General features: G+C 39.8%; 27 protein-coding genes. 16 read left to right on the top strand and 11 right to left on the bottom strand.

The genetic code is table 11. The annotated features are described in order from the left end of the window. Positions 1-107: 107 nt before the first annotated feature. Positions 108-800, top strand: coding sequence for a VCBS repeat-containing protein (locus tag ACXADT_RS01625; RefSeq protein ID WP_474814376.1), 693 nt, complete (start codon positions 108-110; stop codon positions 798-800). A 32-nt stretch (positions 801-832) separates the two neighbouring features. Here the strand turns inward: ACXADT_RS01625 and ACXADT_RS01620 are convergent, their stop codons facing one another. Next, positions 833-958 carry a DUF2639 domain-containing protein gene (locus ACXADT_RS01620; RefSeq protein WP_270182669.1) on the bottom strand — a complete coding sequence of 42 codons (126 nt, stop codon included), beginning with the start codon at positions 956-958 and terminating at the stop codon, positions 833-835. A 190-nt stretch (positions 959-1,148) separates the two neighbouring features. On the opposite strand from ACXADT_RS01620, the gene ACXADT_RS01615 reads away from it, so the two are divergent. From ACXADT_RS01615 to ACXADT_RS01605, 3 genes are read left to right on the top strand one after another with little or no spacing between them, the layout of a single operon-like run. Then, a complete protein-coding gene (locus ACXADT_RS01615; RefSeq protein ID WP_474833032.1) occupies positions 1,149-1,511 on the top strand; it encodes a DnaJ family domain-containing protein in 363 nt (120 codons plus the stop codon). Positions 1,512-1,569: 58 nt separating this feature from the next. Further along, positions 1,570-2,514 carry an ATP-binding cassette domain-containing protein gene (locus ACXADT_RS01610; RefSeq protein ID WP_270182667.1) on the top strand — a complete coding sequence of 315 codons (945 nt, stop codon included), beginning with the start codon at positions 1,570-1,572 and terminating at the stop codon, positions 2,512-2,514. 2 nt (positions 2,515-2,516) lie between these two features. After that, a complete protein-coding gene (locus ACXADT_RS01605) occupies positions 2,517-3,296 on the top strand; it encodes an ABC transporter permease (protein ID WP_474833031.1) in 780 nt (259 codons plus the stop codon). Between the two features lie 427 nt (positions 3,297-3,723). Here the strand turns inward: ACXADT_RS01605 and ACXADT_RS01600 are convergent, their stop codons facing one another. Beyond that, a complete protein-coding gene (locus ACXADT_RS01600; RefSeq protein WP_474834627.1) occupies positions 3,724-4,485 on the bottom strand; it encodes a class I SAM-dependent methyltransferase in 762 nt (253 codons plus the stop codon). A 141-nt stretch (positions 4,486-4,626) separates the two neighbouring features. Here ACXADT_RS01600 and ACXADT_RS01595 point away from each other — a divergent pair, with 141 nt between their 5' ends. Beyond that, complete coding sequence (locus ACXADT_RS01595; protein WP_270182749.1) at positions 4,627-5,916, top strand: lysine N(6)-hydroxylase/L-ornithine N(5)-oxygenase family protein; 1,290 nt, start codon at positions 4,627-4,629, stop codon at positions 5,914-5,916. 27 nt (positions 5,917-5,943) lie between these two features. On the opposite strand, the gene ACXADT_RS01590 is transcribed toward ACXADT_RS01595, so the two are convergent. The 3 genes from ACXADT_RS01590 to ACXADT_RS01580 all read right to left on the bottom strand — a co-directional run bounded on the left by ACXADT_RS01590 (position 5,944) and on the right by ACXADT_RS01580 (position 7,866). Continuing rightward, on the bottom strand, positions 5,944-6,744 hold the full coding sequence (locus tag ACXADT_RS01590; RefSeq protein WP_474833029.1) for an STAS domain-containing protein: 801 nt from the start codon (positions 6,742-6,744) through the stop codon (positions 5,944-5,946). A gap of 70 nt (positions 6,745-6,814) precedes the next feature. Beyond that, on the bottom strand, positions 6,815-7,087 hold the full coding sequence (locus tag ACXADT_RS01585; protein WP_474833028.1) for an acylphosphatase: 273 nt from the start codon (positions 7,085-7,087) through the stop codon (positions 6,815-6,817). Between the two features lie 32 nt (positions 7,088-7,119). After that, positions 7,120-7,866 (bottom strand): YwaF family protein, encoded by a 747-nt coding sequence (locus ACXADT_RS01580; protein ID WP_474833026.1) that lies wholly within the window; start codon positions 7,864-7,866, stop codon positions 7,120-7,122. 85 nt (positions 7,867-7,951) lie between these two features. Between ACXADT_RS01580 and ACXADT_RS01575 the strand changes: the two genes are divergently transcribed. After that, complete coding sequence (locus tag ACXADT_RS01575; RefSeq protein ID WP_270182662.1) at positions 7,952-8,503, top strand: flavodoxin family protein; 552 nt, start codon at positions 7,952-7,954, stop codon at positions 8,501-8,503. 51 nt (positions 8,504-8,554) lie between these two features. On the opposite strand, the gene ytvA is transcribed toward ACXADT_RS01575, so the two are convergent. After that, complete coding sequence (ytvA, locus tag ACXADT_RS01570) at positions 8,555-9,343, bottom strand: YtvA family blue-light photoreceptor (protein ID WP_270182661.1); 789 nt, start codon at positions 9,341-9,343, stop codon at positions 8,555-8,557. Positions 9,344-9,580: 237 nt separating this feature from the next. On the opposite strand from ytvA, the gene ACXADT_RS01565 reads away from it, so the two are divergent. The 6 genes from ACXADT_RS01565 (at position 9,581) to ACXADT_RS01540 (ending at position 13,876) form a co-directional block, all read left to right on the top strand. After that, positions 9,581-10,795 (top strand): EAL domain-containing protein, encoded by a 1,215-nt coding sequence (locus ACXADT_RS01565; RefSeq protein WP_270182660.1) that lies wholly within the window; start codon positions 9,581-9,583, stop codon positions 10,793-10,795. 30 nt (positions 10,796-10,825) lie between these two features. Then, positions 10,826-11,227, top strand: coding sequence for a secondary thiamine-phosphate synthase enzyme YjbQ (locus ACXADT_RS01560; protein WP_270182659.1), 402 nt, complete (start codon positions 10,826-10,828; stop codon positions 11,225-11,227). 2 nt (positions 11,228-11,229) lie between these two features. After that, positions 11,230-11,700 carry a low molecular weight protein-tyrosine-phosphatase gene (locus ACXADT_RS01555; RefSeq protein WP_270182658.1) on the top strand — a complete coding sequence of 157 codons (471 nt, stop codon included), beginning with the start codon at positions 11,230-11,232 and terminating at the stop codon, positions 11,698-11,700. Continuing rightward, the gene (locus ACXADT_RS01550) at positions 11,697-12,560 is read left to right on the top strand and encodes a fructosamine kinase family protein (protein ID WP_474833024.1); all 864 of its coding nucleotides are present in this window, start codon (positions 11,697-11,699) and stop codon (positions 12,558-12,560) included. Before ACXADT_RS01555 ends, ACXADT_RS01550 begins: the two co-directional genes overlap by 4 nt. A 65-nt stretch (positions 12,561-12,625) precedes the next feature. Further along, positions 12,626-13,027 carry a YtxH domain-containing protein gene (locus ACXADT_RS01545; protein ID WP_270182656.1) on the top strand — a complete coding sequence of 134 codons (402 nt, stop codon included), beginning with the start codon at positions 12,626-12,628 and terminating at the stop codon, positions 13,025-13,027. 18 nt (positions 13,028-13,045) lie between these two features. Then, a complete protein-coding gene (locus ACXADT_RS01540; protein ID WP_474833023.1) occupies positions 13,046-13,876 on the top strand; it encodes a YihY/virulence factor BrkB family protein in 831 nt (276 codons plus the stop codon). A 36-nt stretch (positions 13,877-13,912) separates the two neighbouring features. Here ACXADT_RS01540 and ACXADT_RS01535 read toward each other — a convergent pair whose 3' ends face one another. Then, complete coding sequence (locus ACXADT_RS01535) at positions 13,913-15,823, bottom strand: heavy metal translocating P-type ATPase (RefSeq protein WP_474833021.1); 1,911 nt, start codon at positions 15,821-15,823, stop codon at positions 13,913-13,915. A gap of 301 nt (positions 15,824-16,124) precedes the next feature. Here ACXADT_RS01535 and ACXADT_RS01530 point away from each other — a divergent pair, with 301 nt between their 5' ends. Then, a complete protein-coding gene (locus tag ACXADT_RS01530) occupies positions 16,125-16,922 on the top strand; it encodes a VLRF1 family aeRF1-type release factor (RefSeq protein ID WP_474833020.1) in 798 nt (265 codons plus the stop codon). Between the two features lie 37 nt (positions 16,923-16,959). On the opposite strand, the gene ACXADT_RS01525 is transcribed toward ACXADT_RS01530, so the two are convergent. Continuing rightward, on the bottom strand, positions 16,960-18,132 hold the full coding sequence (locus tag ACXADT_RS01525) for a class I SAM-dependent methyltransferase (protein ID WP_474833018.1): 1,173 nt from the start codon (positions 18,130-18,132) through the stop codon (positions 16,960-16,962). Positions 18,133-18,233: 101 nt separating this feature from the next. Here ACXADT_RS01525 and ACXADT_RS01520 point away from each other — a divergent pair, with 101 nt between their 5' ends. Beyond that, positions 18,234-18,695 carry a VanZ family protein gene (locus tag ACXADT_RS01520; RefSeq protein ID WP_474833016.1) on the top strand — a complete coding sequence of 154 codons (462 nt, stop codon included), beginning with the start codon at positions 18,234-18,236 and terminating at the stop codon, positions 18,693-18,695. A 33-nt stretch (positions 18,696-18,728) separates the two neighbouring features. Here ACXADT_RS01520 and ACXADT_RS01515 read toward each other — a convergent pair whose 3' ends face one another. Then, positions 18,729-19,187, bottom strand: coding sequence for a TlpA disulfide reductase family protein (locus tag ACXADT_RS01515; RefSeq protein ID WP_270182650.1), 459 nt, complete (start codon positions 19,185-19,187; stop codon positions 18,729-18,731). 141 nt (positions 19,188-19,328) lie between these two features. Further along, on the bottom strand, positions 19,329-20,501 hold the full coding sequence (locus ACXADT_RS01510) for an MFS transporter (RefSeq protein WP_474834624.1): 1,173 nt from the start codon (positions 20,499-20,501) through the stop codon (positions 19,329-19,331). 133 nt (positions 20,502-20,634) lie between these two features. Between ACXADT_RS01510 and ACXADT_RS01505 the strand changes: the two genes are divergently transcribed. After that, positions 20,635-21,021, top strand: a complete 387-nt coding sequence (locus ACXADT_RS01505) for an OsmC family protein (RefSeq protein ID WP_270182747.1) — start codon at positions 20,635-20,637, stop codon at positions 21,019-21,021. 85 nt (positions 21,022-21,106) lie between these two features. Here the strand turns inward: ACXADT_RS01505 and ACXADT_RS01500 are convergent, their stop codons facing one another. Then, positions 21,107-21,529, bottom strand: coding sequence for a pyridoxamine 5'-phosphate oxidase family protein (locus ACXADT_RS01500; protein WP_270182746.1), 423 nt, complete (start codon positions 21,527-21,529; stop codon positions 21,107-21,109). Between the two features lie 172 nt (positions 21,530-21,701). On the opposite strand from ACXADT_RS01500, the gene ACXADT_RS01495 reads away from it, so the two are divergent. Then, entirely contained in the window at positions 21,702-23,051 is a 1,350-nt protein-coding gene (locus tag ACXADT_RS01495) for an MATE family efflux transporter (RefSeq protein WP_474833015.1), read from the top strand. The last annotated feature ends 62 nt before the right edge of the window (positions 23,052-23,113 follow it).

Genomic DNA, 23,113 nt, shown 5'->3' with positions numbered 1-23,113 from the left:
TCCCCCACTTCCCTTGATTGATTTAGTTTATATCTATTTCCATATGATTACAACGAAAAGAAACTGGAAGGCTTGCATATATATGAGGTGGATGGGGAGGGGATCGAGTGTATAGGAATAGGATGTTAATCGACCAACAGGTAGGAGACGTGACAGGTGATGGGTATCCAGATGTCGTGAGTCTGACAGGATCGAAACCTTATCCGGATTCTCCGTTAATCGATCAGGTGGTGCTCTCGATTAAAGATGGGCAAACATCCAATGAAGTCTCGTTTTCGTTACCTGGCAGTAGTGGGTATAACCCAACTTTATACCTTGGCAGATTCACTGATAAGAATGTAAAAGAAATCCTCGTAAGAACGGATTCAGGTGGAAGCGGAGGAATTACGTACGATTTTCTTTACTCCTATTACCAACAGAATTTAAGATTGCTATTTGATAATGAAAGTTTTACGAATGCTTTCACTTACAAAGTAAACTATTTAGACTACTATCAAGCGGAAATTAGAAATGAAACGTTAGATAAGACATATATCGTAAGCTTATTGTATAAAGGTCAGGAGTATCTAGCAGAAATTTATAATTCGGATGGGAAGTTAAAAGAACCGATCAGTGGGTATGTTAATCCACCTGGTGGTGTGTATCCGATCGATTACCAAAGGGATGGCATCGATGAATTGCTCGTCTATCAACGAGTTGTTGGAAGGTATAACGCGGATGGGTTAGGGGTTCTCTCCACCCCGCTCCAATGGCGGAGTGATCAATTTGTACCTATGTATCAAACCCTTTGTATCTATTAGTATGTAAAACGGGGGAAGTCCCCCGTTTTGTTCTATTCTTGCTCTAGGCGACTTCTAAGAATGTGCTTCTTGTACTTCTCAATCTTACGTCCTTCGATGTAACGTACATCTTGCTTTTTAAGTTGTTCAACGTACCAACCTTTGCTATCGATATGCATGTGAAACATCCTTTCTCTATATAGTATTTCGTTTAAGGAGTCATTTTCAAATCCCAATCGATGACTATGGTAACATCATGTGTTTTATCTGAAAAGGGATTTTTAGAAATTCGATTCGAGAAATTTATAACGCATTACTCATGACAAAACGTCTGAAAAAATAGATAATGAATGAAAGGAGGAATGGATCTTGGATATAGCCTGGCTCATAGCGGAGGATAAAATCAGAACTGCTATCAAGAATGGGGAGTTTAACGATTTACCCGGAAAAGGAAAGCGGCAGAAGCTTGAGGATCTATCCAGTATTCCTGAGGAGTTACGAATTGCATACAAAATACTAAAAAACAGTGGCTATCTTCCTGAGGAAACACAATTAAAGAAGGAGCTTTTAACATTAGAAGAAATTCTAGAAAATTGTAATGATGAGGAAGACAGGTTGCATATAAAGCAAAAGATCTCTGCAAAACAACTGAAATATGATCAGCTCATGACGGAAAGGTTATCGAAGCAAGCACCAGAATACGAGGAAAAAATAAGAAGAAGACTAACATGATGAACACTTATCGCAGCGCATGATAAGTGTATTTTTTTATCAAAAAGGGGGTTGAGATATGGATGGATCAATAAAGGTGAATGAGCTCGTAAAAACATATAAAGGAGAGGTTAAAGCTGTACAAGGTGTAAGCTTTGAAGTAAAAGAAGGGGAGTTCTTTGCTTTTCTTGGGCCGAATGGTGCAGGGAAATCGACGACTGTTCAAATCCTTACAACATTAGTTAAGCCAACAGAAGGCGAAATTCTCGTTGGAGGTATAAATGTTAAAGAGAATCCTGAGAGTGTGAGAAGGAACATCGGTGTTGCGCTTCAGGAAACAGGGATCGACTCGGTTTTGACTGGTCGTGAACTGATTGAAATGCAAGCAAGATTATTCGGCTTTTCGAAGAAAGAAGCAAAGGCAAGGGCAGTTGAGTTGTTAAACCTCGTTGACTTAACTGGGGATGCAGACCGTCCTTCAGGAAAGTATTCTGGAGGTATGCGCAGAAGGTTAGATCTTGCGATGACGCTCGTTCATAATCCAAAAATTTTATTTTTAGATGAGCCGACAACAGGTTTAGATCCAATGAACCGACAGGCGATCTGGAAAGAGATCAAACGATTGAACAAAGAGGAAGGTACAACGATTTTCCTAACGACACAATACCTTGAAGAAGCCGATCAGTTAGCAGATCGAATCAGTATTATCAATGAGGGGAAGATCGTGGCCTCAGGAAGTGCTGAAGAATTGAAAAGAACGCTTGGGTTCGATGCGATCCAGCTGACATTTGAAAACCTTGAGGAAGCAGATCATGCGAGCAAGGTTTTAGATGGACTCGGTGAAAACATAGAGCAAACGAAACATGAAGTAACGATCTATACAGAAAACGGCACGAAACTCCTTTCTGAACTTGTAAGGAATTTAGATGAAGAAAATCTGTCTCCGAAAACCCTCAATGTAAAGCCTCCATCTTTAGATGACGTATTTATCAATGTCACGCATAAGAAAAAGGAGAGGGTGTGAAAATGAAGAGTTCTTTCTTCCTGGACACGTTGATCTACTCCAAGAGAAGTATCATTACGATTCTTAGAAATCCTTTCATATTTATTCCGAACCTATTTATTAGTCTTTTTTTCTTGTTGGTATATGAAGGTGGGCTTAGTGGGATTTCAGAGCTTCCAGCATTTGATGGAGCTAATTACTTAGCTTTCATACTTCCTGTGTCGATTGTCTCTGCTGCGATCGGGGGTGCCGGTGGTGCTGGACAGGCGTTAGTGAATGATCTCGAGACAGGTTTTTTCTCGAGGCTGCTGTTAACTCCGTCTTCTCGACTTGCAATCGTACTTGGTCCGATCATAGCTGGTATGCTTCAGCTCTTGGTTCAAACCATCCTGATTCTAATCATCGCCTATTTCCTTGGTCTTGAAATAGCTGCAGGATTTGGTGGGATCTTGATTGTGTTATTGCTAACGCTCGGATGGGGGCTGGCTTTTGCTGGTTATTCTGTTGGAATAGCACTACGAACGAAGAATGCTCAGTCAGCTCAGGCCGGGACATTCATCTTTTTCCCTCTTATCTTCCTAAGTACCACATTCGTTCCATACGAACTTATTGAAGCAAATTGGTTAAAAATCGCAACCGTCATAAACCCTACAACGTATTTATTTGAGGCGATGCGCTCTGTTTTTATTGACGGATGGGAATTCTGGCCCCTCGCTAAAGGATTCCTTGTCATCGCGTTGCTATGCGCAGTAACCATTACATTTTCCGCCATCAGTGCCTCGAAAGCTGTTAGTGCAGATTAATCAAAAAAGAACCCGCCGTATGCGGTTTAAAGCTTGTAGAGGAACGAATTGGGGTTTCTATACAAGCTGACACTCATCCAGGTTGGATGAGTGTTTTTTTAAAGGGTACTCGGTGTTCAAAAAGAGTAGTTGATTCTTTCCTCTTTCCAAATAACGTTGATGGATAAAAAGAAGGTCAGAATTGCCATATTCGACTGTTAAACTATTGGGACGGAGTGTTGACTTTGGATTTATTCCTTCAAGTAGGAGAGACGATCGCGGACTCCTGCGGTCGTACGGGCGGCCGAGACCGGGGTGCGGGTTTCACCTCGGGCTTGGACGTTCGTCCGCGGAAAGCATGCGATCGTCATCGACTACGGCATAGGGAGCACTGAATAATGACATAGGTTTCTCGACAAGCTGAGAACTCGCCGTATGCGGGTTCAAATTAACCTTTGAGCCTAGCCTTAATAATAAATCGGCTTGAAGGAATATCAAGATAGCCTTCTTCTTGAATCTTCAGGTGTATCTTAAACAGCGCATCTCGATAACGTTCTACTGAGAAATCTGGTATTTGCCACGGTATGGCTTTTAAATAATAGATAATCGCCCCTACATCATAAAAGCGTGTTTCTGGAAATGCTTCCTGACCGAACACTTCGAATCCTGCATCCTCTAATTCGTTCACTGCATAAGCGAGGTTCCAATGCTCAAATTCTGTTTCAGTGGATGCTCCAAGAAGTCGATTGAGCTCAAGCATGTCGGAGCCTCCTACCTGTTGTGTGATAAACTTTCCATCTGAAGTCAGAATTCTTTTTAATTCAGTAGGAGAATAAGCCTCATGTTTATTCATGATGAACTCAAATTGGTCATCCGAGAAAGGAAGATGATCATCCTCTTCGAATGCATGAACAGACACCCCTAGTGGTTCCAAGCGGTTCTTAGCAATCGGAACATTTGGAGGATATCCTTCAGTTGCAGCTAGCATTTCTGGGAAAGGTTGAAGCTTCTCGAGAAATTCTCCGCCACCTGTACCCATATCTAAAACACTCCTTGCATTCTTAAATATGGGTAGAACCTCTGAAGTATAGCACCACGGCAAGCGCTCACTATGAATACGTCCTGTATCTTGAATATAAGAAAAGTCCCAACCTGAAAATGGCTTTTCAATCTCGCTCAAGTAAAAAGTAAACAAATCATTTGTCATGATGTACCTCCCATTTATTTCCTCACCATAATTGTATCAGAGTTTATCTGCATATAGATTTAGAATCATGTTGATTAGGGTAAAACAAGATATGGAACTGTTTAAGTGGAGAAAAAGGACGTGACGATAATGAACGATCAAATGATGTATGACTTAGTTGGAATAGGAATCGGACCATTCAATCTCGGAATGGCGGCGCTCGCTGAGGATTTAGACATAGAAGCGATTTATTTTGATCAGAAAGAAGAGTTTAATTGGCATCCAGGTATGTTGATTGAGGGAGCAGATTTACAGGTGCCATTTTTAGCGGACCTTGTAACGATTGCTAACCCAAAGAGTCCATACACGTTTATTAATTATTTGCATGAGAACGACAGACTTTATCAATTTTATTTTTTTAATAAACTCGATATCCCGAGAAAGGAATATAATGCATATACGCGGTGGGTGGCTTCAAAACTTTCTAACTGTCAATTTGGGAAGAAAGTAATCGATGTAACGTATCATAAAGAAGAGCGATACTATGAAGTGATCATTGAAGATATTAAAAGATCTGAGACTCATAAAGTGAAAGCAAAACACGTTGTGTTAGGTACAGGCAGTCTACCAAATGTTCCAGAAGGTTTTGATAAGTATCCAATAGAAGACGTGCTCCATTCAAATCATTATCTGTATCATGAGAAACAGTTAAAGCAGTCTGATTCTGTCACTGTGATCGGCTCTGGGCAAAGCGCAGCAGAACTTTTTTATGATCTACTGAACGACCAGAGGCACTATAAGTACAAGTTGAATTGGTTTACAAGGTCAGCTGGGTTCTTCCAATTAGAGTCGGCGAAGCTTGGTCAGGAAGTTTTCTCTCCAGACTATATTTCTTACTTTCATCGACTTTCATACGAGGAGCGAGAAGAGGCGCTCTCAACGTTAGGTCCGTTAAGAAAAGGAATCGATCCAGAAACCTTGAAAGCCATTTATGATTTGCTCTACCATCGATCAGCTGAAGGGAATTACCCTGAAGCCACGATACAGCCGATGACAGAGGTGAACGGTGTTGAGAAAGTGGACGGAGTTTACCGATTAGCATGTAGACAGTGGCAAGAAGACCATTCGTTTACGGTAGATTCTGAGAAGGTGTTGTTAGCTACAGGTTACAAGCCTCATTTTCCTGAATGGTTTACGAGAATGCACGATGAAATTGAGTGGGAGGATGAAAAGAGGTATAAAGTCACATTAAACCAGCAACTCGTTTTCAAAGATGGGAGAGAAAACCATTTCTTTACCCTCACAAATCTTGAACATTCTCACGGTGCGGGGGCAACAAACCTTGCGCTATCTGTAGAAAGAAATAAACGGATATTGAACACTGTAGCAGGGGAAGAAATTTTTCCAATCAAGACAAACACGGTGTTTCAGCAGTTTTCAAGTAAACAGATGTAATATAAAAAAAGCTGAAGAGTGTGCTCTTCAGCTTTTGATCTTTTCATTGATCCTCTTAAGTTCGTATCCTTCATTTTTCATGACCGCTCGGATTCCTTGTCTAAACGTTGCATAAGTAGGGATAGACGAATCTAAGTCAAGATCGATTAGCCATCTTACAATTCGTGATGTAATCCCCACATAAACCACTTGAATCCCCATCAGACTAAGAGACTTTGTCATCGTTTCAATTATTATATTGGCTGAACGATCTGTGAGATTTGTTAGTCCAGAAAAGTCGATCAGAACATAATCTGTCTTCGTTTTAGCGCAATAGCTGAGTACATTTCTAATCAATTTTTCTGAACGGTTTACAGTCAGCGTGCCGATCAATGGAAGCAGAATAGCATTCTCAAGAACAGTAGGAAGGATCGTATTCGAATACTCCTCCACAAGTTTCCTGTTTTCATCGATCTCTTTTTCCTTTTCAGTTACATCTCGCCAGACAAGTATGTATCCCACTTTTTTGCCGTCTTCGTTTCTATATTCTGAAATAACGATATTGGCAGCAAACTTATTGAAAAGAGTGATCGTACTTTGATAAGGCAAATGATGTAATAGAATATTTTTTTGATGGGCAGGATTCTTATGAAAGTCATGTATGCTTCTTCCGATTAATTGTGAAGGTGAATCGACGGGAAGATAATCGATGATCGATTGCAAAAGATCTTCAGCCTGCTCATTATACCAAGCGATGGTAAAACTTGTATCACATACAAAGATATTGTCCCCAATACTATTTAGCACTCTGATCGTTTCATTATTTTCAAAAAACGAGTTACTTGTCACAATCCGCTTCCTCCGACTTATTCGATTTTAAATCTACTAGTATTATAGAGTAAGAAGCGATGATTGAACATTAATAACGTATTGAAAAAGACTCTTCTTCATGCTTTACTTCCTCTTCATTCGCATTGATCTTATCTACAGAAGAAAAAGCGCTGCCTTTTTCAATCGAAGAAATAAATTGCTTAATCTGTGTTTCATCTCCCTGAGCTTCGATCTCTACAGAACCATCCGTGTTATTTTTCACATAGCCACTTAGATTGTATTTTGCTGCTTTTTGCTGTGTGAATGCTCTGAATCCAACACCTTGAACCTGCCCGCTTACGATAAGGTGATAACGTTTCATGATATTCATCCTTTCAAAGATCTGTTTTATAGTCATTTACCTGTTTTAGGACTGTTTAAACGGACCTCTGTTTTCCGATTAATCATGGCAAATGGCAAGTATAAAAGGTGAAACAATGAAATGGCGATCACTTCTAACGTTACTAAATACCATGGCCAATTGCCTAGGTAGGCATAGATGGTATTGCTCATCGGCTTCTCCATTAGAAACATATAATTCGAGTCAATAAGAAAGTTTAGTAGGAAAATAAACGCTGTATACACATTGAGAAAGATAAATGCTCTCCAAATGGAAGAATAACTTGGTTTGTAACCTTCAACCACGATCATAAACCACGCTGTCAGAACGATTCCGCCATGGGCAACAAAAAAGTGATAGAAACGAAAATGCGGATAGGCATAAATAAGTTCAGGTGTAACCATTGCGAGAAGCGCACTGCTCGAACCTACGAAAAAGGTGATCTCAAACAGAAAATGCCGTTTTAAAAGTAACAATAACAAAGCGAGAAATAGGGAGATGCTACTTAATTGCAGTGGGAGCGTTGTCGTGACACGCCATTCATCGTGATAACTAAACCAAGCATGAAAGCTCGTTTCTGAAAGGAATAATAAAAAGATCAAAATAAAGCGAAACGCTCTGTTATATCGTTTTGTTCGTAGCGTTTTTCTGAATAGGTAGGTAAGGACTAGCAATCCCGTTAAGGTGACTAGTACAAGTAGGTGAGGTAGTGAGAAGAGTGAAAAGGTCTCATTTACCGACCAGGTTAAATAATTCTGCAAAATGACTCCTCCTTTTTAAGCAAAACAGTGTAAAAGGAACTGTGTAATCGTTAAAATAAATATGTGCGAAAGAAAGGAGAATGATATGAAGAGGATACTTGTATTAGACGGCAGTCAAAGACCCGATGGAAACACAGAAACTTTAACAAACCATGTACTGGATGACATCGACCATGCAAAGGTTTACTTAAGGCAATTATCTATCCGCCCCATTCATGACCAACGTCATGCAGAAGGTGGTTTCACACGCGTATACGATGATCACGATAACTTGATTGAGGAGATTATCAACAGCGATATTCTCGTTTTCTCCACGCCAATTTATTGGTACGGCATGTCAGGGACGATGAAGAATATGGTCGATCGATTTTCGCAGGCAATGCGCGATGAACGGTTTGATTTAAAGAGTAAGCTAGCAGATAAAGAAGTTTATGTGGTGTCATGTGGCGGCGACAATCCAAGAATCAAAGGATTGCCTCTTATTCAGCAATTTCAATACATATGCGACTTTCTCGGAATGAAAATGGTCGATTACATCATCGGTCAAGCTGTTAAGCCTGGTGAGATAGAGGAAGACCACAGAGCGCTCTCAGATGCGAAGTCATTGAATGCATCTATAAAAGAAAGACTTAAGTAAGTCTGCTAAAAAGCTTTCGAGAAAACAATCTCGAAAGCTTTTTTCCTATTCTTATTGAATTGTTTTCAAGGCTTGTTTAACAGATGGAAAGCTTTGAATCGATGACAATGTTAAATCCGAACGTACACTTTCAAGAACAAATTCTGGCCGAACCCCAGACATCATTAGCGTAGCTCCCATTAATTTGATGAGCTGATCGAGTTGATAAATACCGTTGTGAAGTTGAGTTGTAAAGTGACTCACTCCAGAAAGGTCTAGGATCAAATACTGATCACCGCTTTTTTGAATGTGTCTACTCACGTTGTGATGCAGAAGCTCTAGTCGCTCATCATCGATTTCACCGACTAGTGGTACGATCGAAACACCTCTATCGATCGGAACGATCGGAGTAGATAGTGCTTTTACTTGTTGTAAATAATGATTGGAACGTTCTTCCGCATATTTACGTTTCGTTACGTCCTGTTGGACACCTACAAAATAGGACTGCTTTTCACTTTCAATGTAAACGGGGAAAATTTGCAGCTCGTTCCAAAATGGTTCTCCGTTTTTACGATAGTTTTTTACTTCTACTTTCATTTTTTCTTTCTTCTGAATGGCAGACTTAATCTGATTTAATACTGTTCTGTCCGTGTCTTCGCCCTGAAGGAACCGGCAGTTAAACCCGATGACCTCTTCTGCTGTGTATCCGCTCAATTGCTCAAAGCCTTTATTCGTATATATGATGGGGTTGTCAGGTAGTTCAGGGTCTGTGATGACGACTCCTGTATCGACGTACTCAATCGCAGTTCTGATGAATTCATTTTTCTTCATTCGTTTGATTTGTTCTTTATTAGCTCTCATTTTGTTCGCCCCGTGTCTGTCTTTCCCTCATTCAAATCATCACCTTTTATACTAATTGTTACTACTAGTATAAATCTCAAACTCATAAAAACCAATAATTAACCAATTATTCATAGGATTTATGCTTAGAATTAAGAGAGTAACTGACATAATTGGGAGGGGACAAGCCTCTAAAAAAGTTATATGTTCATGCTATAATAATAGTATTTAAATCGACATAGGAGAGGGGGATAAGCGGTGGATGCACTAGATGTCATGGGCAATAAAGAGAACGTGTTTCCATATTTTCAACCGATCATCAGCGCTGATAAAAAACAAATTATTGGATATGAAGTATTGGGAAGAATCCAAACAGAAAAAGGTGCTGAAGACCTTAGTTTCTTCTTTGAAGATACTTCGATACCAGAAGAGTACATATTGGAAATCGATACGATTGTTCGAGATTTAGCGATCGAGTATTACAGTAATTATGGGACAGGTGAATGTTTGTTTTTTAACTGCAATGCCAGTCATTTGTTGTTTGATCGAGGAGAGACGATCACGTCATCATTAGAGGGATATGCTAATCTCGGAATTCCATATGAGCGAATCGCGTTAGAGGTGTCTGATTATGATGTGGATGAAAGTGATTTAAAGAAGCTTCAACATCTTCTAACTTATTATAGAAGTCTCGGCGTGCAAATAGCTGTTAGCCATTCTGGAAATAAGATGAGCAATATCGAAAAGATTGCGATTTTAAATCCAAATATTATTAAAGTAAATCTTTTTAGTCTTAAAGATAAAGGCATGCCTCAAGAATATCGAGATGTGCTTTACGCATTATCGATGCTTGGGCGTAAAATTGGTGCTACCTTACTGTTTGAAGGAATCGAAGGACATGGTCAGATGAAGTATGCTTGGGAAAACGGTGGTCGCTATTATCAAGGTGATTACATTAAAGAACCAGGTCCAGAATTTTTAGAAAGAGATCAATTCAAACCACTGCTTTCTAAGGAGTTTCATCAGTTTATCAATCATGAACAAAATCGGCTTCTATCGCTTTATCATTTATCCAAAAGGTTTAATGAGCATCTACAAAAACAGGTTAAGATGATGAAGCAAAACGATTGGGATGACATTGTCTCACAAGCTTCAAGATCCTTGAATGACGCTTGCTTTAGAGGTTATATATGCAATGAGGATGGGAATCAGGTGTCCTCGAACTACTACCGTAACGATGATGGGAGCTGGGAACTTCAACCAGAGTATGTGGGGAACAACTGGAGTTGGAGACCGTATTTCTTAGAAAACATTATGAGAATGAAACATGAAGGGATAGGGAACCTCTCAGATATGTACAGTGATATCGAAACAAATGAATTGATAAGGACATATTCGTACCCTATTAACGAGACGCATTATTTGTTTCTTGATATTCCTTATTTGTATTTGTACGATCGAGACCATCATTGAGATTTTAAAAATCACTAGGAGGGCTCAGAGATGTTAAAGAAAACGACCGTTAACACAACACAGCGAGACGAAATGATCGATATTACGTCAACTGTACAGAACGCCATTGAAGAAGAAGGAATCAAAAATGGAATGGTAGTGGTGTTTTCAGCGCACACTACGGCTGGAATAACGATTAATGAAAATGCAGATCCTGACGTCAAACATGACATGTTGATGAGGCTTGATGAAGTATATCCATGGGAACATCCGAAATATCGGCATGCAGAAGGAAATTCTGCTTCTCATTTGAAGACGAGTACTGTAGGAGCTTCACAAACGATTTTAATTCAAGACGGAAAAATGATTCTTGGTACATGGCAGGGGATTTATTTTTGTGAATTTGATGGCCCACGAAACCGAACTGTGTACATCAAAACGATGGAGGGATAAGTATGATTCGAGTATTGTTTGTCTGTCTCGGTAATATTTGCAGATCTCCAATGGCTGAAGCGGTCTTTCGAGATAAGGTTGCACATGCTGGTCTTTCAGATATGATTAGCGTCGACTCGGCAGGTACTGGTGATTGGCACATCGGAGAGCCTCCGCACGAAGGGACTGCAGACCTTTTAAATAAGAAGAACATTCGTATGGATGGGATGCAGGCACGTCAAGTCAAAAAGAGTGATCTAGAGGAATTCCAATATATCGTCGCAATGGATGCAGGAAATTTAGGTGAATTGCATAAACTGGCGGGTCTGACGAATACGAGTTCAATCTCTAGGCTGATGGACTACGTAGAAGATTTTGAAATTGAAGATGTTCCTGATCCGTATTTCACAGGTAATTTTGATGAGGTTTATGAGATGGTAGAAAAGGGCTGCGATCAGTTACTTCAACACATTAGAGAAGAAAGCGGGCTATGATTTCTCAAGTGCGGTCCGCCCTTCAAGCTTATGGAGATGATGGGAAGATCGATCAGTGGGATCGTGTTACAGGTGGCTCCATCAACCATACGTTTTATGCAAAAACGAGTGAAAGGGACTATTTTGTTAAGTACAACCCTTCAGCTGGTCAAGAGTTTTTTCAGGCAGAAGTAAATGGGCTTACACTTTTAGGAGAAAATGGGGTCCCTGTACCTAAACCTCTTTATCATCATGATGGTGGAGTAGGAAATAACGTCCTTTTATTAGAATGGATTCCTCCATTTGAAAGCGGTGAAGCTGATAAAGAACTAGGTAGTGTCGTTGCGAATATGCATGCCCACTTTAGTAAAAAGGCGGGTTTAGAACATAATAACTTTATAGGGGAACTCCCACAAACAAACGAACGGAATGATTGGGTACAGTTTTATCGTGATCAACGGATAGGCTTCTTACAATCCTTAGCTGAAGAAAAAGGAGTCCTCACGAAAGAACGTAATCGACTTCTGACGAAGCTTAGAGACAATCTTCACTCTATCCTGAACCATACTCCAAAAAACTCATTGCTGCATGGTGACTTTTGGGGAGGAAACTGGATAAGTAGTAAAGAAGGACCTTTCTTGATAGATCCTGCGGTATACTATGGCGATCGGGAAGTGGATATCGCATTTACATATTTATTCGGAGGGTACTCAGAAGCTTTCTATAGAAGATATGAAGAAGAATACCCATTAGAGGATGGATACAAAGATCGTTTTCCGATTTATCAGCTTTATTATCTTCTTGTTCATCTTGTGATATTTGGGGAAAGCTATGGAAGTGCGGTAGACCGAATTCTTCGCCGCTACACCACTGCTCGTTAGGTTTGAGCGCACCTATTATAGGGAAAATAATCGCAACTTTGTGAAATTAAAGGAGGCAATTTTCAATGAATGAGACATATCAGAAGAAGAGTGAAAATAAACTTTTTAAAGCTGTCCTAATCGGTGGTCTAGCGGGGGCTCTTATTTCTCTTTTAGATCGAGGGACAAGGCAATCGATCAAAGAAGGATCGAAGCGTACTGGAGAGGTTCTTCGAGAAGTTAAGAACAACCCTTCTTATTATTCGAATAAGGTAAGACAAACGGTTGAAGATGCTGGTGATTTGATGAAAGAGGTCCAGGATGACATCACGACACTTTCTAAGAAGTTCAGCGGTTTAAAAGAAAGCTCGGTCGAAGCACTTAACATTGTGAAAGAAACGCAAAAAGATATTAAAGAAATTGGTTCTAGGGTTGTAGAAGCAGGTGAAGAATTAACGAAAGACCATAACCGCGAGATCACGCACTAGATTACTTCAGGAGGGTATATGGTGAACTTATCTCTAGTTAGTTTTAGTAAGCAGCTTTTCTCGAGTATAAAGGAACATCAGGTGACAGATTTAGCTGCGCAGCTCGCGTACTATTTCTTACTGTCGCTTTTTCCTTTCCTCATTTTCGCCATTACCCTTCTGGCTCATTTTGATTTCTCTAAGGATCAAATTCTTGATTTGATTTCTCAATATGCTCCATCAGAGTCTCTTATTACGATACAAGAAAATCTCATTCTTGAGGACGGCGCACGAAAGGGATTACTTTCGTTTGGAATTATCGCTACGATTTGGTCAGCTTCAAATGCCATCAATGCCATAATTAAGTCACTCAACCGAGCTTATAACGTGGATGAAAGCAGAAATTTCCTTCTTGCAAGAGGGCTGTCGATTTTATTGTCACTAGCAATGATCTTCGTCATCGTCGTTGCATTGATATTGCCTGTTTTTGGAGAAATGCTATGGCGATTTTTCGTTGATTTCTTTATGATTCCAGAGACCTTTAGCTTTATGTTTTCACTGATTCGCTGGCTGTTGAGTCTCACGATCATGATCATCGTTTTTATGTTTATTTACTATTACGCACCTAATAAGCGTTTGCACTATAAAGATGTAATCATAGGGTCAATTACAGCCTCGGTGTTATGGCAGGCCGTTTCTTTTGGTTTTTCATATTACATAAATAACTTTGGGAACTACTCTGCAACTTACGGTAGTTTAGGTGGCGTAATCGCATTGATGCTATGGTTTTACTTAACTGGCCTCGTCATTGTTGTAGGAGGAGAAATAAACGCCACTTCCAACTACTTCAGGAGGAATAAGTCTACATAAATAAAAACAGCAGTCTTGGACTGCTGTTTTTACTTATTATTTTAATAAACGTAAGCCGTTCAATATAACGAGGATGGTGCTTCCTTCATGACCTAGCACACCTAGAGGCAGCGTTAGGAACTGGAAGAAGTTAGATAAGATCAATACGAGAATTACTGCAATAGAAAAGGTGACATTTTGTTTTACGATACCATTCAATCGATTTGATAAGCTCACTGCACGAGTTAGTTTAGACAGGTCGTTCTTCATCAGTACAACATCAGCTGTGTCTAATGCCACATCAGTCCCCTGACCCATAGCGATTCCAACATCAGCTGTAGCAAGAGCTGGTGCATCGTTGATGCCGTCTCCAATCATTCCAACAGAGCCGCATTCTTCTTTTAACTGTTTGATCCTTGTTACTTTATCTTCAGGTAAACAGTTTGCATAGTATTTTTCAATTCCTACTTCATTGGCGATCGCTCTAGCCGTTTCTTCACTGTCTCCAGTAATCATGACAGGTTCGATGCCTAGTTTCTTTAATTCTTTCACAAGCTTAGAGGATTCTGCTCTTACTTGATCCTTTAGCGCGATCATTCCAGCAATACCTGCTTCATCAGCTGCAAGTACGATCGTCTTACCTTCTTGTTGAAGTTGCTTGTAACGTTGTTCAAAACGATCAAAACCAATTACATCTGAGAAAAATTCACGTTTACCGACTTTCCACTGTACTCCAGAGATTTTTGCTTTAACGCCCCATCCAGAATGGTCTTCCATTTCGTCTGGTAAAAACCAATTCGTCTCCCCAGCAAAATGAACGATCGCTTTCGCTAATGGATGCGTTGATTGTCTCTCAATCGAAGCGACGTTTCGGATCAATGTGTCTTCTTCGATGTCTTCCCTTGTAATTACATCTGTTACTTCTGGATTTCCCTGAGTTAGAGTACCGGTTTTATCAAGTGCAACGGCTCGAACGGTACTAAGCTGTTCGAGATGTATGCCACCTTTAAACAATATCCCGTTCCTTGCTCCAGCTGAAATAGCTGACAGCGTAGCCGGCATAATTGAAGCAACGAGCGCACACGGGGAAGCTACAACTAGAAAAACCATCGCTCTATAGATCGTTTCTTCCCACGTCCACCCAACGAGGTAATGGGGGAGAACCATAAGAAGAGCTCCCGTAAGTAATACGATCTTAACGTACCAGCCTTCTAATCGTTCGATGAACAATTGTGAAGGAGCTTTTTGATCTTGTGCTTCTTGAACGAGAGCGATAATTTTTTGGAAAACGGTATCTTCGTTCCGTTTCGTCATTCGAATCGTTAGATGGCCGGATATATTAAGCGTACCAGCAAACACTTCATCATCGATCCGCTTGATCACTGGAATAGATTCACCAGTAATTGCTGATTGATCGAGTGACGTTTGACCCTTCAAGATCACTCCGTCAGCAGGAACGCGTTCGCCTGGTTTAATTAGTATTGTACTATCGATCGTTAGCTCCGAAGCTTGAACAACTTTCTCGATTCCATCCTCTAAGATGGTAGCTGTTTCGGGTTGTATGTCCATGAGTGACTGAAGTTCCCGTTCACTCTTATTTAACGTATATGTTTCAAGTGCACCACTGACTGCAAAGATAAAGATTAGAATGGCCCCTTCTGTCCAATATCCAATGGAGCCGGCACCAATTGCAGCTATAATCATTAATAATTCCACGTTCACATCTTTATCTTCTAGCGAATCCTCAATGCCTTCTTTTGCTTTCGCGAATCCCCCAATAATAAAAGCAGTTATATAAAGCCCAGCTTCTATGGATGAAGAAAATTCGCCCTCCATCAACCACGTGAAAGCAATGATCAAGCCACTTACCAAGGCAGCAAGTAACTCGCTATGTCGTTTGAAAGAATTCCACCAAAAGGAAGTTTGAGTGGTATAAGTACTGTTTTGAACATTCAACTGTTGCATCATCATTCCTCCTTGTTAATTTCTAATTGAGAAAGATATTCATACTCAACGTTCTTATATGTCTCATTTCATGCTAAGAAAGATCGTTTGAAGCCCGAAAATACGGTTTTAATGACTTCTAAATGAGAATGCATTTCATTAAATTAGAATTATTATTATATTTTAATGATTTTATTCTATCACAAAGTCTTCATCGTTACTATCATAAAGAAATGAAATATGCTACATAATTTTATGTTTAATCCTTACAAAAAACAGGGAATCCATTTTATAAGTAACAAAAAGTGAAGGAGGACACGATGACATGCTATTAACTGAAAAACTAGATCAAATTAAACGAGCTCAAGTACAAAAGCCAGATAAGGTGTTTACTCTATACTTAAATACAGACCGACGTGATCCAGACCGTCAACATGGTGAGTGGAAGATTCAATTAAAGAATGGTTTCCGAAACTTTGAAGATTACTTAAAAGAAAGTGGCAATAAAGATGAGCAAGAGAATTTTGAAAAGGTAAAAGAAAAAGTGCAGGATGAAATCAATTCGATTGAAAATGACTTAAAACGGGGTCTCGTGATCATCGCTTCATCTGATGATCAAATCTGGTTCGTTGAACGTACTCAGGTACCGGTTAAGACGAATCTTTATTGGGAAGAAGAACCACAGCTTGACCAACTCGAACAATTAAGTAAGGATTATCCAAACACTGGAATAATTCTTGTGCATTATGATTATGTACGTATTTTAGAAACGGAACTTGGTTTCTTAACGAAGAGTGAAGAATACGCGTGGGACCCGGACGAAGATAATTGGAGAATTTATGAAGGTACGACTGGAAGCGAGAACACGCCTGGTAACGGAAGTACTGCACAAAGAGAGCTATACGAAGACAGAATTAAAGCGAATCGAGAAAGATGGTACAAATCGATGGCATCAAAACTAGATAAAAAGTCTAAAAAGCGCGAGTGGGAAAAGATATTTGTAGCTGGTGAAAAAGAGGAAGCAGAAGAACTAGCTAATCTGATGAATAAACAAACCGAAATTGTAGGCAAGAACTTCTCCGATAAACGAGATGACGAAGTACTAGAATCGCTCGTTTCGTAATAAGACGTAAGAAAAAGCACCTCTGAAGGTGCTTTTTCTAATTTAACCGTTCTGCTTTTACAGTGAACAGTTTAGGGATGCCACGGTCGTTGACCTTGATATTAGGTTCTTCTACGACTTGTTTTATGATGAGGTCTTCATTTGCAATACTTGTTAGAACTTCTCCAAGCGTCCACTTTCTTTGAAGAACGGCGTTGGTATTTTGTTGTTCGTTCAAGTGCTTTTTGTAAGCAACATTCGTTTCTTGAATCGTTGGATCAAAGTAGTTCCCATCTACTTTATGCTTTTTACCCTTCGATGTAATCAATTTAGTTGAGATCGGGTGAAACTCTTGAAGAATAAATTGACCTCCAGGTTTGAGAATGTGATGTACGATTCGAAATAGTGGATGTAGATCCAGGAAGTAGTGAAGGATACCAAGTTCCATAACCACGATATCGTATTTGCTATGATGCTCAGTCCCTAATTTTAAAATATCTGAAAGGTAATAGGTCAGATCAACCGATGCTGCATCTGCAAGTTCTTTTGCATAGCGCTCATTTTCATAAGAGAAGTCGATCACTGTGACATCTGCACCTAATAAACCCATGGCAGTTGCTTTCATTCCATGAGAGCCCATCAGGTTAGCAATACGTTTCCCCTTTAGATCTGGCAAGTAAGGAAGGAGAGATCTTAGTTTTCCATTAGGATTTAACTTGAGTTTGTCTGCTACCTGCTCGGGAGTTCCATGCCTATTTAGTAAGGCTTCGTAGTTTTGCTGGTTCCAGGCTTGCTCGTTTTGTTCCGTTATTCTCTGTTGTACCTTTCTTAGATGATCGTTGATCAGCGGTGCCCATTCTACGGAGCGTTGATAGTGATAAAGGGATAGAGTGGGAACCGTTTTGTTATTTAGAGAAACATCTATTAAATAGGGATTCGTTCTGATAACCGTGTTATATTCACATTCGATGGTTACTGGATTCCCATCTATTTCGTAGGTCGCCAAGGACTTTTCATCCGTATGTTTCGGTGTAGCTTGCCCATAATGGTTATTGAAATAAGAAATTACGGACTCAAAATTGTCCCACTGTACCGAAACAGTTATAGAATTACAATCATCTAATACACCTTGCAGCCATAAAGCGGTTTGGTTTATATAGAAATAGGGAATTGCTTGATCGTCTAGTGCTGATGATAGGGTAAGCACTGTGCTTGTTAATGTGTTGGGCATCTTACCACCTCAATTTAGTTACATGAACTTAGTTTGTATAGAATACTATAGCATAACGGTCGCTCGTAAGCATATGGAGGATAGGGAGAGATATAGGAATCATGCAAACCAAAAACGAAGACATTCAAACAGATAACAAGTGGATGAGAAGGGGCGGAACGTTCGCACTCTTTATCTATTTGCTCACTCTCTTTTACACGACTCTATTTATTTACAATTACTATCCATATGGAAAATCCGTCAATCTTGTATTGTTCGATAGCATTAAGTTGATGTGGGAGAGTGGGAGTTACTGGCTGATCATTAAGAACATAATAGGAAACGTTCTACTCTTTATGCCACTGGGCTTTCTCGTGCCTCTTGTGCACCGAAAGTGTAGGTCAGTTATTGTCATAACGTTAATCGGGTTATTGATCAGTACGAGTATCGAACTGCTTCAATACCTTGCTGCGCAACGAATATTCGATATCGATGATATTTTATTGAATGGTTTCGGTGCTGTAGTAGGGTATGGCGTATACAGAATTTGTTTCTTTATCTACAAAAAAATAAAGAGAAAATAAAAAGGCAGCTTATTGTAAGCTGCCTTTCGTTCTTTATTCTGCTTTTTTCGCTTTGTCTAGAAGCTTCGTGATACGCTTCGTTAACATTTTGCGTCCTTCGCCTCCAGCTTGGAAATGACGGAGTTTACCTTCTGAATCAAACACATAGTATGCAGGTACATATTGATTATCAAAAGCATCCGTTAATTTATGATCACTATCGACAAAGATTGGTTGAGAGATATCGTGCTGATCAGCCACCTGTTTGATTTCATCTAGATCAAGGTCTTTTTCAGAACGAGGCATATGAACAGCAATAACGTTCATGTCTTCTGCATATTCATCACGGAATTCATTCACCATTGGCATAGCTTCTTTACATAGGCCACAGCTGATGGACCAGAAATGAATAAGAGTAAGAGGCTTGTCTCCTACTAAATCACTTTTGGAAACTTCTCCATTAAACCAGGTTTTAGCACCTTCAAGTTCTGGCATTTCTTCGCGTAGTTTCATAAGGGGATCGACTCCTTTTATTGTAATTTGTTTATAATAATTATTAGTTAATCACAATTATCATTATAGTATATTCATATGATAAGTCAATAACGACGCTTTCTATATACTATTAAAGTGGCTTTAAAAGTTTCAGTTTACTCATAAATTAGTCGAATAACGCGGTTCGTTTTGTTGAGTAGTCGTATGAAGCGCAATTCCTACGAATAAGATGATTAGCATTCCGCTGATCACATAGAAGATACTTCCCTTTTCCAAAAGGTCGATAAACATCCCGCCGAGAAAAGGGCCGAGGATACTACCGACTCCAAAGAAAATACCAGCTAAGATATTGCCAGTTGGTAAGAGGTCAGTAGGGAGGAGGTCAGCTAAGTACGTGATGCTCAGTGAAAAAAGCGATCCAACCGTCATCCCCGAGATGAATAGTAAGATGAATAACATCGATAGTGACGTTGTGAAAATCGCAGCAGATAGACAGAGCCATCCACAGAAGATACTTATTAACAGAACGTTTTTTCGTCCATATTTATCACTTAATATTCCGAGCGGCATTTGAAAAACTAAGCTTCCCACAACAAACGAAGGAAGAAGGATGGAGACTGCATTAACATCAAGTCCAATACGTAACGCATATACCGGAAAGCTTCCATGCAAAGACGCTTCTAAAAATCCGTATCCGAATGAAGGGAGTAAAGCTGCCCATCCAATTTTCAGGACATTCCAATACTTTATCAGAACCCGATCTGAACCCGTATCGATGGAATCTGGAAATTCGTTACGTATTCTAATTAACAGTCCCCAGGTTATGAGTGCAAGCCCTGAAGCAAGTAAGAACGGAAGGTAAATCGATAGATCGACTAACCTTGTTGAAAGCGGACCTGCAGCAAAGCCAAGCCCAAACGAAGAGCCATAAATCGCGATGTTTCTTCCGCGCTTTTCTTTTGGAGTGCTCGTTGTAATCCATAGCTGAGTAGCGAAATGTAGGAGGTTGTCTCCTATGCCAACAATCACTCGAAGGATAAACCAAAACCAGAAGGCTTGCCAGATCGGTATAAGGGTGATAGAAATTGCTACTAACACTAATCCGAACGAGATGGCTGGCTTATATCCATATTTCCTAACCGGTTTTTCGATGAAAGGTGAGGCAAAAAGTATTCCTATATAGAGGGCTGATGCATTTAGACCGTTCATGCTCGATGAAACGCCAGCTTCTTCAAGTAAAATCGATAAGAGCGGTAAAAGCATGCCTTGAGAATAGCCAGATATAAAAACGATTGTAATCAATATTAAAAATCTGTAGCGGTATTGATTCATCAACTTCTTCACACTCCGTCAAGACGATCATATGAGTGCCATTATAATGGATAGGGCAGAAAAGAACCACCATTCGCATTTCGGCGAACTCTCATTTAAAATAAAGATATTGAACGTAAAGGGAGTGGAAAAGATGGAATTCAATATGAAAAAAGAAGAGACTGGTTTTACAGCGGACTTCGAATACGGAACATTACATATTTCTGGTGATGAGCAGTCCGGTTTTAGACCATATCAACTTCTCGTTTCTTCGATCGCAGTATGTAGTGGTGGAGTGCTTCGTCAAATTTTAGATAAAAAGCGCATGAAATATGAAGATATCCACATCAGTGCTGATGTTACGCGTAATGAAGAAAAAGCGAACCGAGTAGAGAAGATTCACCTTCATTTCACGTTAGAAGGAGATCTTGATGAGCAAAAGGTTGAAAAAGCTCTTGAATTAACGAAAAAACATTGTTCGATGGCTCAATCCGTAATCGATAGCATCGAGCTTGAAGAGACATTTGAAATTAAGAAGTGACACCAGATTTCTGGTGTCACTTTTCTTATTGGGAAGCCTAAAATATCGAGCTCCCTACACCAGGTACCTGGTGTCACTTCTATTGTTATAGTTCTAGCGTCTCTGGCGTATTTTCTCCCTCATTCATAAGACGAATGGTTTCTGGAGTAATTCTTAACACGATGTAGTTCGGGTCTTCGGGAGAATCGAACCATCTTTTTAACGTATCTCCCCAGATTTTTTCCTTTGTTTCTTTTGAGTCATCGATCTTAACGGTACCTTGAATTTCTACATAGCGGTCATGCCAACCTTCACCGTCATATCCAAGTAATACATGTACATTATGGTTTTCTTCAATATCTTCTACTTTATGTGTTTCTTTGCTCGTCGGAGTCATCAATGTAAGATCGTCATTAAAGAATGTCATGAAGCGAGAGTGCGGTTTGTTATCCTTTATCGTACTGAGTGTGCCTACATGGTGAGATTCTAGAATTTCTAACACTTTGTCCTTCAATTCTGTTTGAGTCATCGTCATCATCATTCTCCTTTCAATATCAACGCTAATCTTAATCTTCCTTTATTGAGCAATTCTAAAACAAGATAATATGCCATTATTTGCAAAGTGTGCCATTCTGTTTTTCAATGACGCTCCAGGGGTATACCATAAAGAGACTTAATTCAAATCAAAGAAGGTAATAAAAATGAATAACACCTATGATTTTACTCAGGGGAACATCACGAAACAGATGATTTTTTTCTCGCTCCCCATATTTTTTACCAACATGCTACAAACATCCTACCAATTTATTGATAGTCTCTGGGTTGGGAATTTACTCGGTTCAGATGCGCTTGGAGCAATCTCACTCGCAGCTCCTGTAATCTTTACCGTTTTATCTTTTATTATCGGTGTTAACAGTGCAACGCTTACTGTGTTATCTCAAAGAAAAGGATCAGGTGACGACGAAGGGTTAATCGAATCATTAAATGCTTTTGTAGTTGTTCTCACAGTGTTATCTGTAACGTTTGGAATCATTGGTTTTATATTTACAGACGCGATATTAACATTCTTAGGAACTCCTGAGGATATATTTGAGACGACGAAGCTGTATTTGCGTATCAACTTCTTAGGGATACTTTTTTTGTTTGGATACAATTTTATTGGGACAGTGCTTCGAGCATTAGGAGATAGTAAGACGCCAATTCGATTTGTACTTGCTGCTGTCATTTTAAACGCAGGATTAGACCCTTTGTTTATAAGTTACTTTGACTGGGGGATCGAAGGTGCTGCATATGCAACCATCATTGCTCAAGGAGCAGCATTCCTTTATGGTGTGATCTATTCAGTTTGGAAATCCAAAGTGCCTTTTACAGTGCCGCACTGGCCTGATGGTAAAGAGACGAAGCGAATCACGAAGCTTGGTGTGCCTGCAGGTCTGCAAATGATGACGATCTCAGCGGGAGTAACCGCCATAATGGCAATCGTTGCAAGTTTCGGTACTCAAGTTGTAGCTGGGTTTGGAGCAGCACAAAGATTAGACAGGGTAATCATGCTTCCTGCCTTTACGCTTGGAGCAGCCGTTAACAGTATGGCTGGTCAGAACATTGGTTCAGGGTTGTGGGATCGTGTTTCTGAAATAGCAAGAAATGGTATCATCCTTATTCTAAGTGTCTCGTTTACGATTAGTGCTATCATCTTCTTTAGTGCAGAAACGCTTGTCTCACTCTTTATTAATGATGCAGAAACGATCGCATTCGGAACGACATATTTAAAAACGATTGCGTTCTTTTACCCGTTTCTAGGTATTAATTTCGTTTTGAATGGGGTAGTAAAAGCTGCAGGTGCGATGGTCCAAGTATTGGTGTTAAATATTATATCGTTCTGGATTTTAAGAGTGCCGTTAACATACTTATTATCTGATTGGATTGGAGAAGAAGGGATCGCTTATGGCATCGGAATCAGCTTCGTTTTATCGAGCATCTTTGCCATTGGGTATTATAAGTACGGAAAGTGGAGAGATATTGAGATTTTTGAACAGGAAGTTGATAAGTAACGTAAGCTGCCGAGCATCGGCGGCTTTTTTTGGTAGTGTATGGGGTAGAAGATTTATGTGAT

The organism is Anaerobacillus sp. ABR4_321, assembly GCF_056158505.1.
The sequence above is the reverse complement of the archived record's forward strand: the minus strand, read 5'-3'. Positions and strand labels throughout refer to the sequence as shown.

Excerpts from the sequence above, each read along its gene's own strand:
- ACXADT_RS01540 (WP_474833023.1), top strand. The coding sequence starts at position 13,046 with ATGGTGAACTTATCTCTAGTTAGTTTTAGTAAGCAGCTTTTCTCGAGT.
- ACXADT_RS01530 (WP_474833020.1), top strand. The coding sequence starts at position 16,125 with ATGCTATTAACTGAAAAACTAGATCAAATTAAACGAGCTCAAGTACAA.
- ytvA (WP_270182661.1), bottom strand. The coding sequence starts at position 9,343 with ATGAGAGCTAATAAAGAACAAATCAAACGAATGAAGAAAAATGAATTC.
- ACXADT_RS01510 (WP_474834624.1), bottom strand. The coding sequence starts at position 20,501 with ATGAATCAATACCGCTACAGATTTTTAATATTGATTACAATCGTTTTT.
- ACXADT_RS01560 (WP_270182659.1), top strand. The coding sequence starts at position 10,826 with ATGTTAAAGAAAACGACCGTTAACACAACACAGCGAGACGAAATGATC.
- ACXADT_RS01515 (WP_270182650.1), bottom strand. The coding sequence starts at position 19,187 with ATGAAACTACGCGAAGAAATGCCAGAACTTGAAGGTGCTAAAACCTGG.
- ACXADT_RS01525 (WP_474833018.1), bottom strand. The coding sequence starts at position 18,132 with ATGCCCAACACATTAACAAGCACAGTGCTTACCCTATCATCAGCACTA.
- ACXADT_RS01545 (WP_270182656.1), top strand. The coding sequence starts at position 12,626 with ATGAATGAGACATATCAGAAGAAGAGTGAAAATAAACTTTTTAAAGCT.
- ACXADT_RS01610 (WP_270182667.1), top strand. The coding sequence starts at position 1,570 with ATGGATGGATCAATAAAGGTGAATGAGCTCGTAAAAACATATAAAGGA.
- ACXADT_RS01550 (WP_474833024.1), top strand. The coding sequence starts at position 11,697 with ATGATTTCTCAAGTGCGGTCCGCCCTTCAAGCTTATGGAGATGATGGG.
- ACXADT_RS01535 (WP_474833021.1), bottom strand. The coding sequence starts at position 15,823 with ATGATGCAACAGTTGAATGTTCAAAACAGTACTTATACCACTCAAACT.
- ACXADT_RS01520 (WP_474833016.1), top strand. The coding sequence starts at position 18,234 with ATGCAAACCAAAAACGAAGACATTCAAACAGATAACAAGTGGATGAGA.
- ACXADT_RS01575 (WP_270182662.1), top strand. The coding sequence starts at position 7,952 with ATGAAGAGGATACTTGTATTAGACGGCAGTCAAAGACCCGATGGAAAC.
- ACXADT_RS01605 (WP_474833031.1), top strand. The coding sequence starts at position 2,517 with ATGAAGAGTTCTTTCTTCCTGGACACGTTGATCTACTCCAAGAGAAGT.
- ACXADT_RS01595 (WP_270182749.1), top strand. The coding sequence starts at position 4,627 with ATGTATGACTTAGTTGGAATAGGAATCGGACCATTCAATCTCGGAATG.
- ACXADT_RS01505 (WP_270182747.1), top strand. The coding sequence starts at position 20,635 with ATGGAATTCAATATGAAAAAAGAAGAGACTGGTTTTACAGCGGACTTC.
- ACXADT_RS01555 (WP_270182658.1), top strand. The coding sequence starts at position 11,230 with ATGATTCGAGTATTGTTTGTCTGTCTCGGTAATATTTGCAGATCTCCA.
- ACXADT_RS01500 (WP_270182746.1), bottom strand. The coding sequence starts at position 21,529 with ATGACTCAAACAGAATTGAAGGACAAAGTGTTAGAAATTCTAGAATCT.
- ACXADT_RS01495 (WP_474833015.1), top strand. The coding sequence starts at position 21,702 with ATGAATAACACCTATGATTTTACTCAGGGGAACATCACGAAACAGATG.
- ACXADT_RS01620 (WP_270182669.1), bottom strand. The coding sequence starts at position 958 with ATGCATATCGATAGCAAAGGTTGGTACGTTGAACAACTTAAAAAGCAA.
- ACXADT_RS01585 (WP_474833028.1), bottom strand. The coding sequence starts at position 7,087 with ATGAAACGTTATCACCTTATCGTAAGCGGGCAGGTTCAAGGTGTTGGA.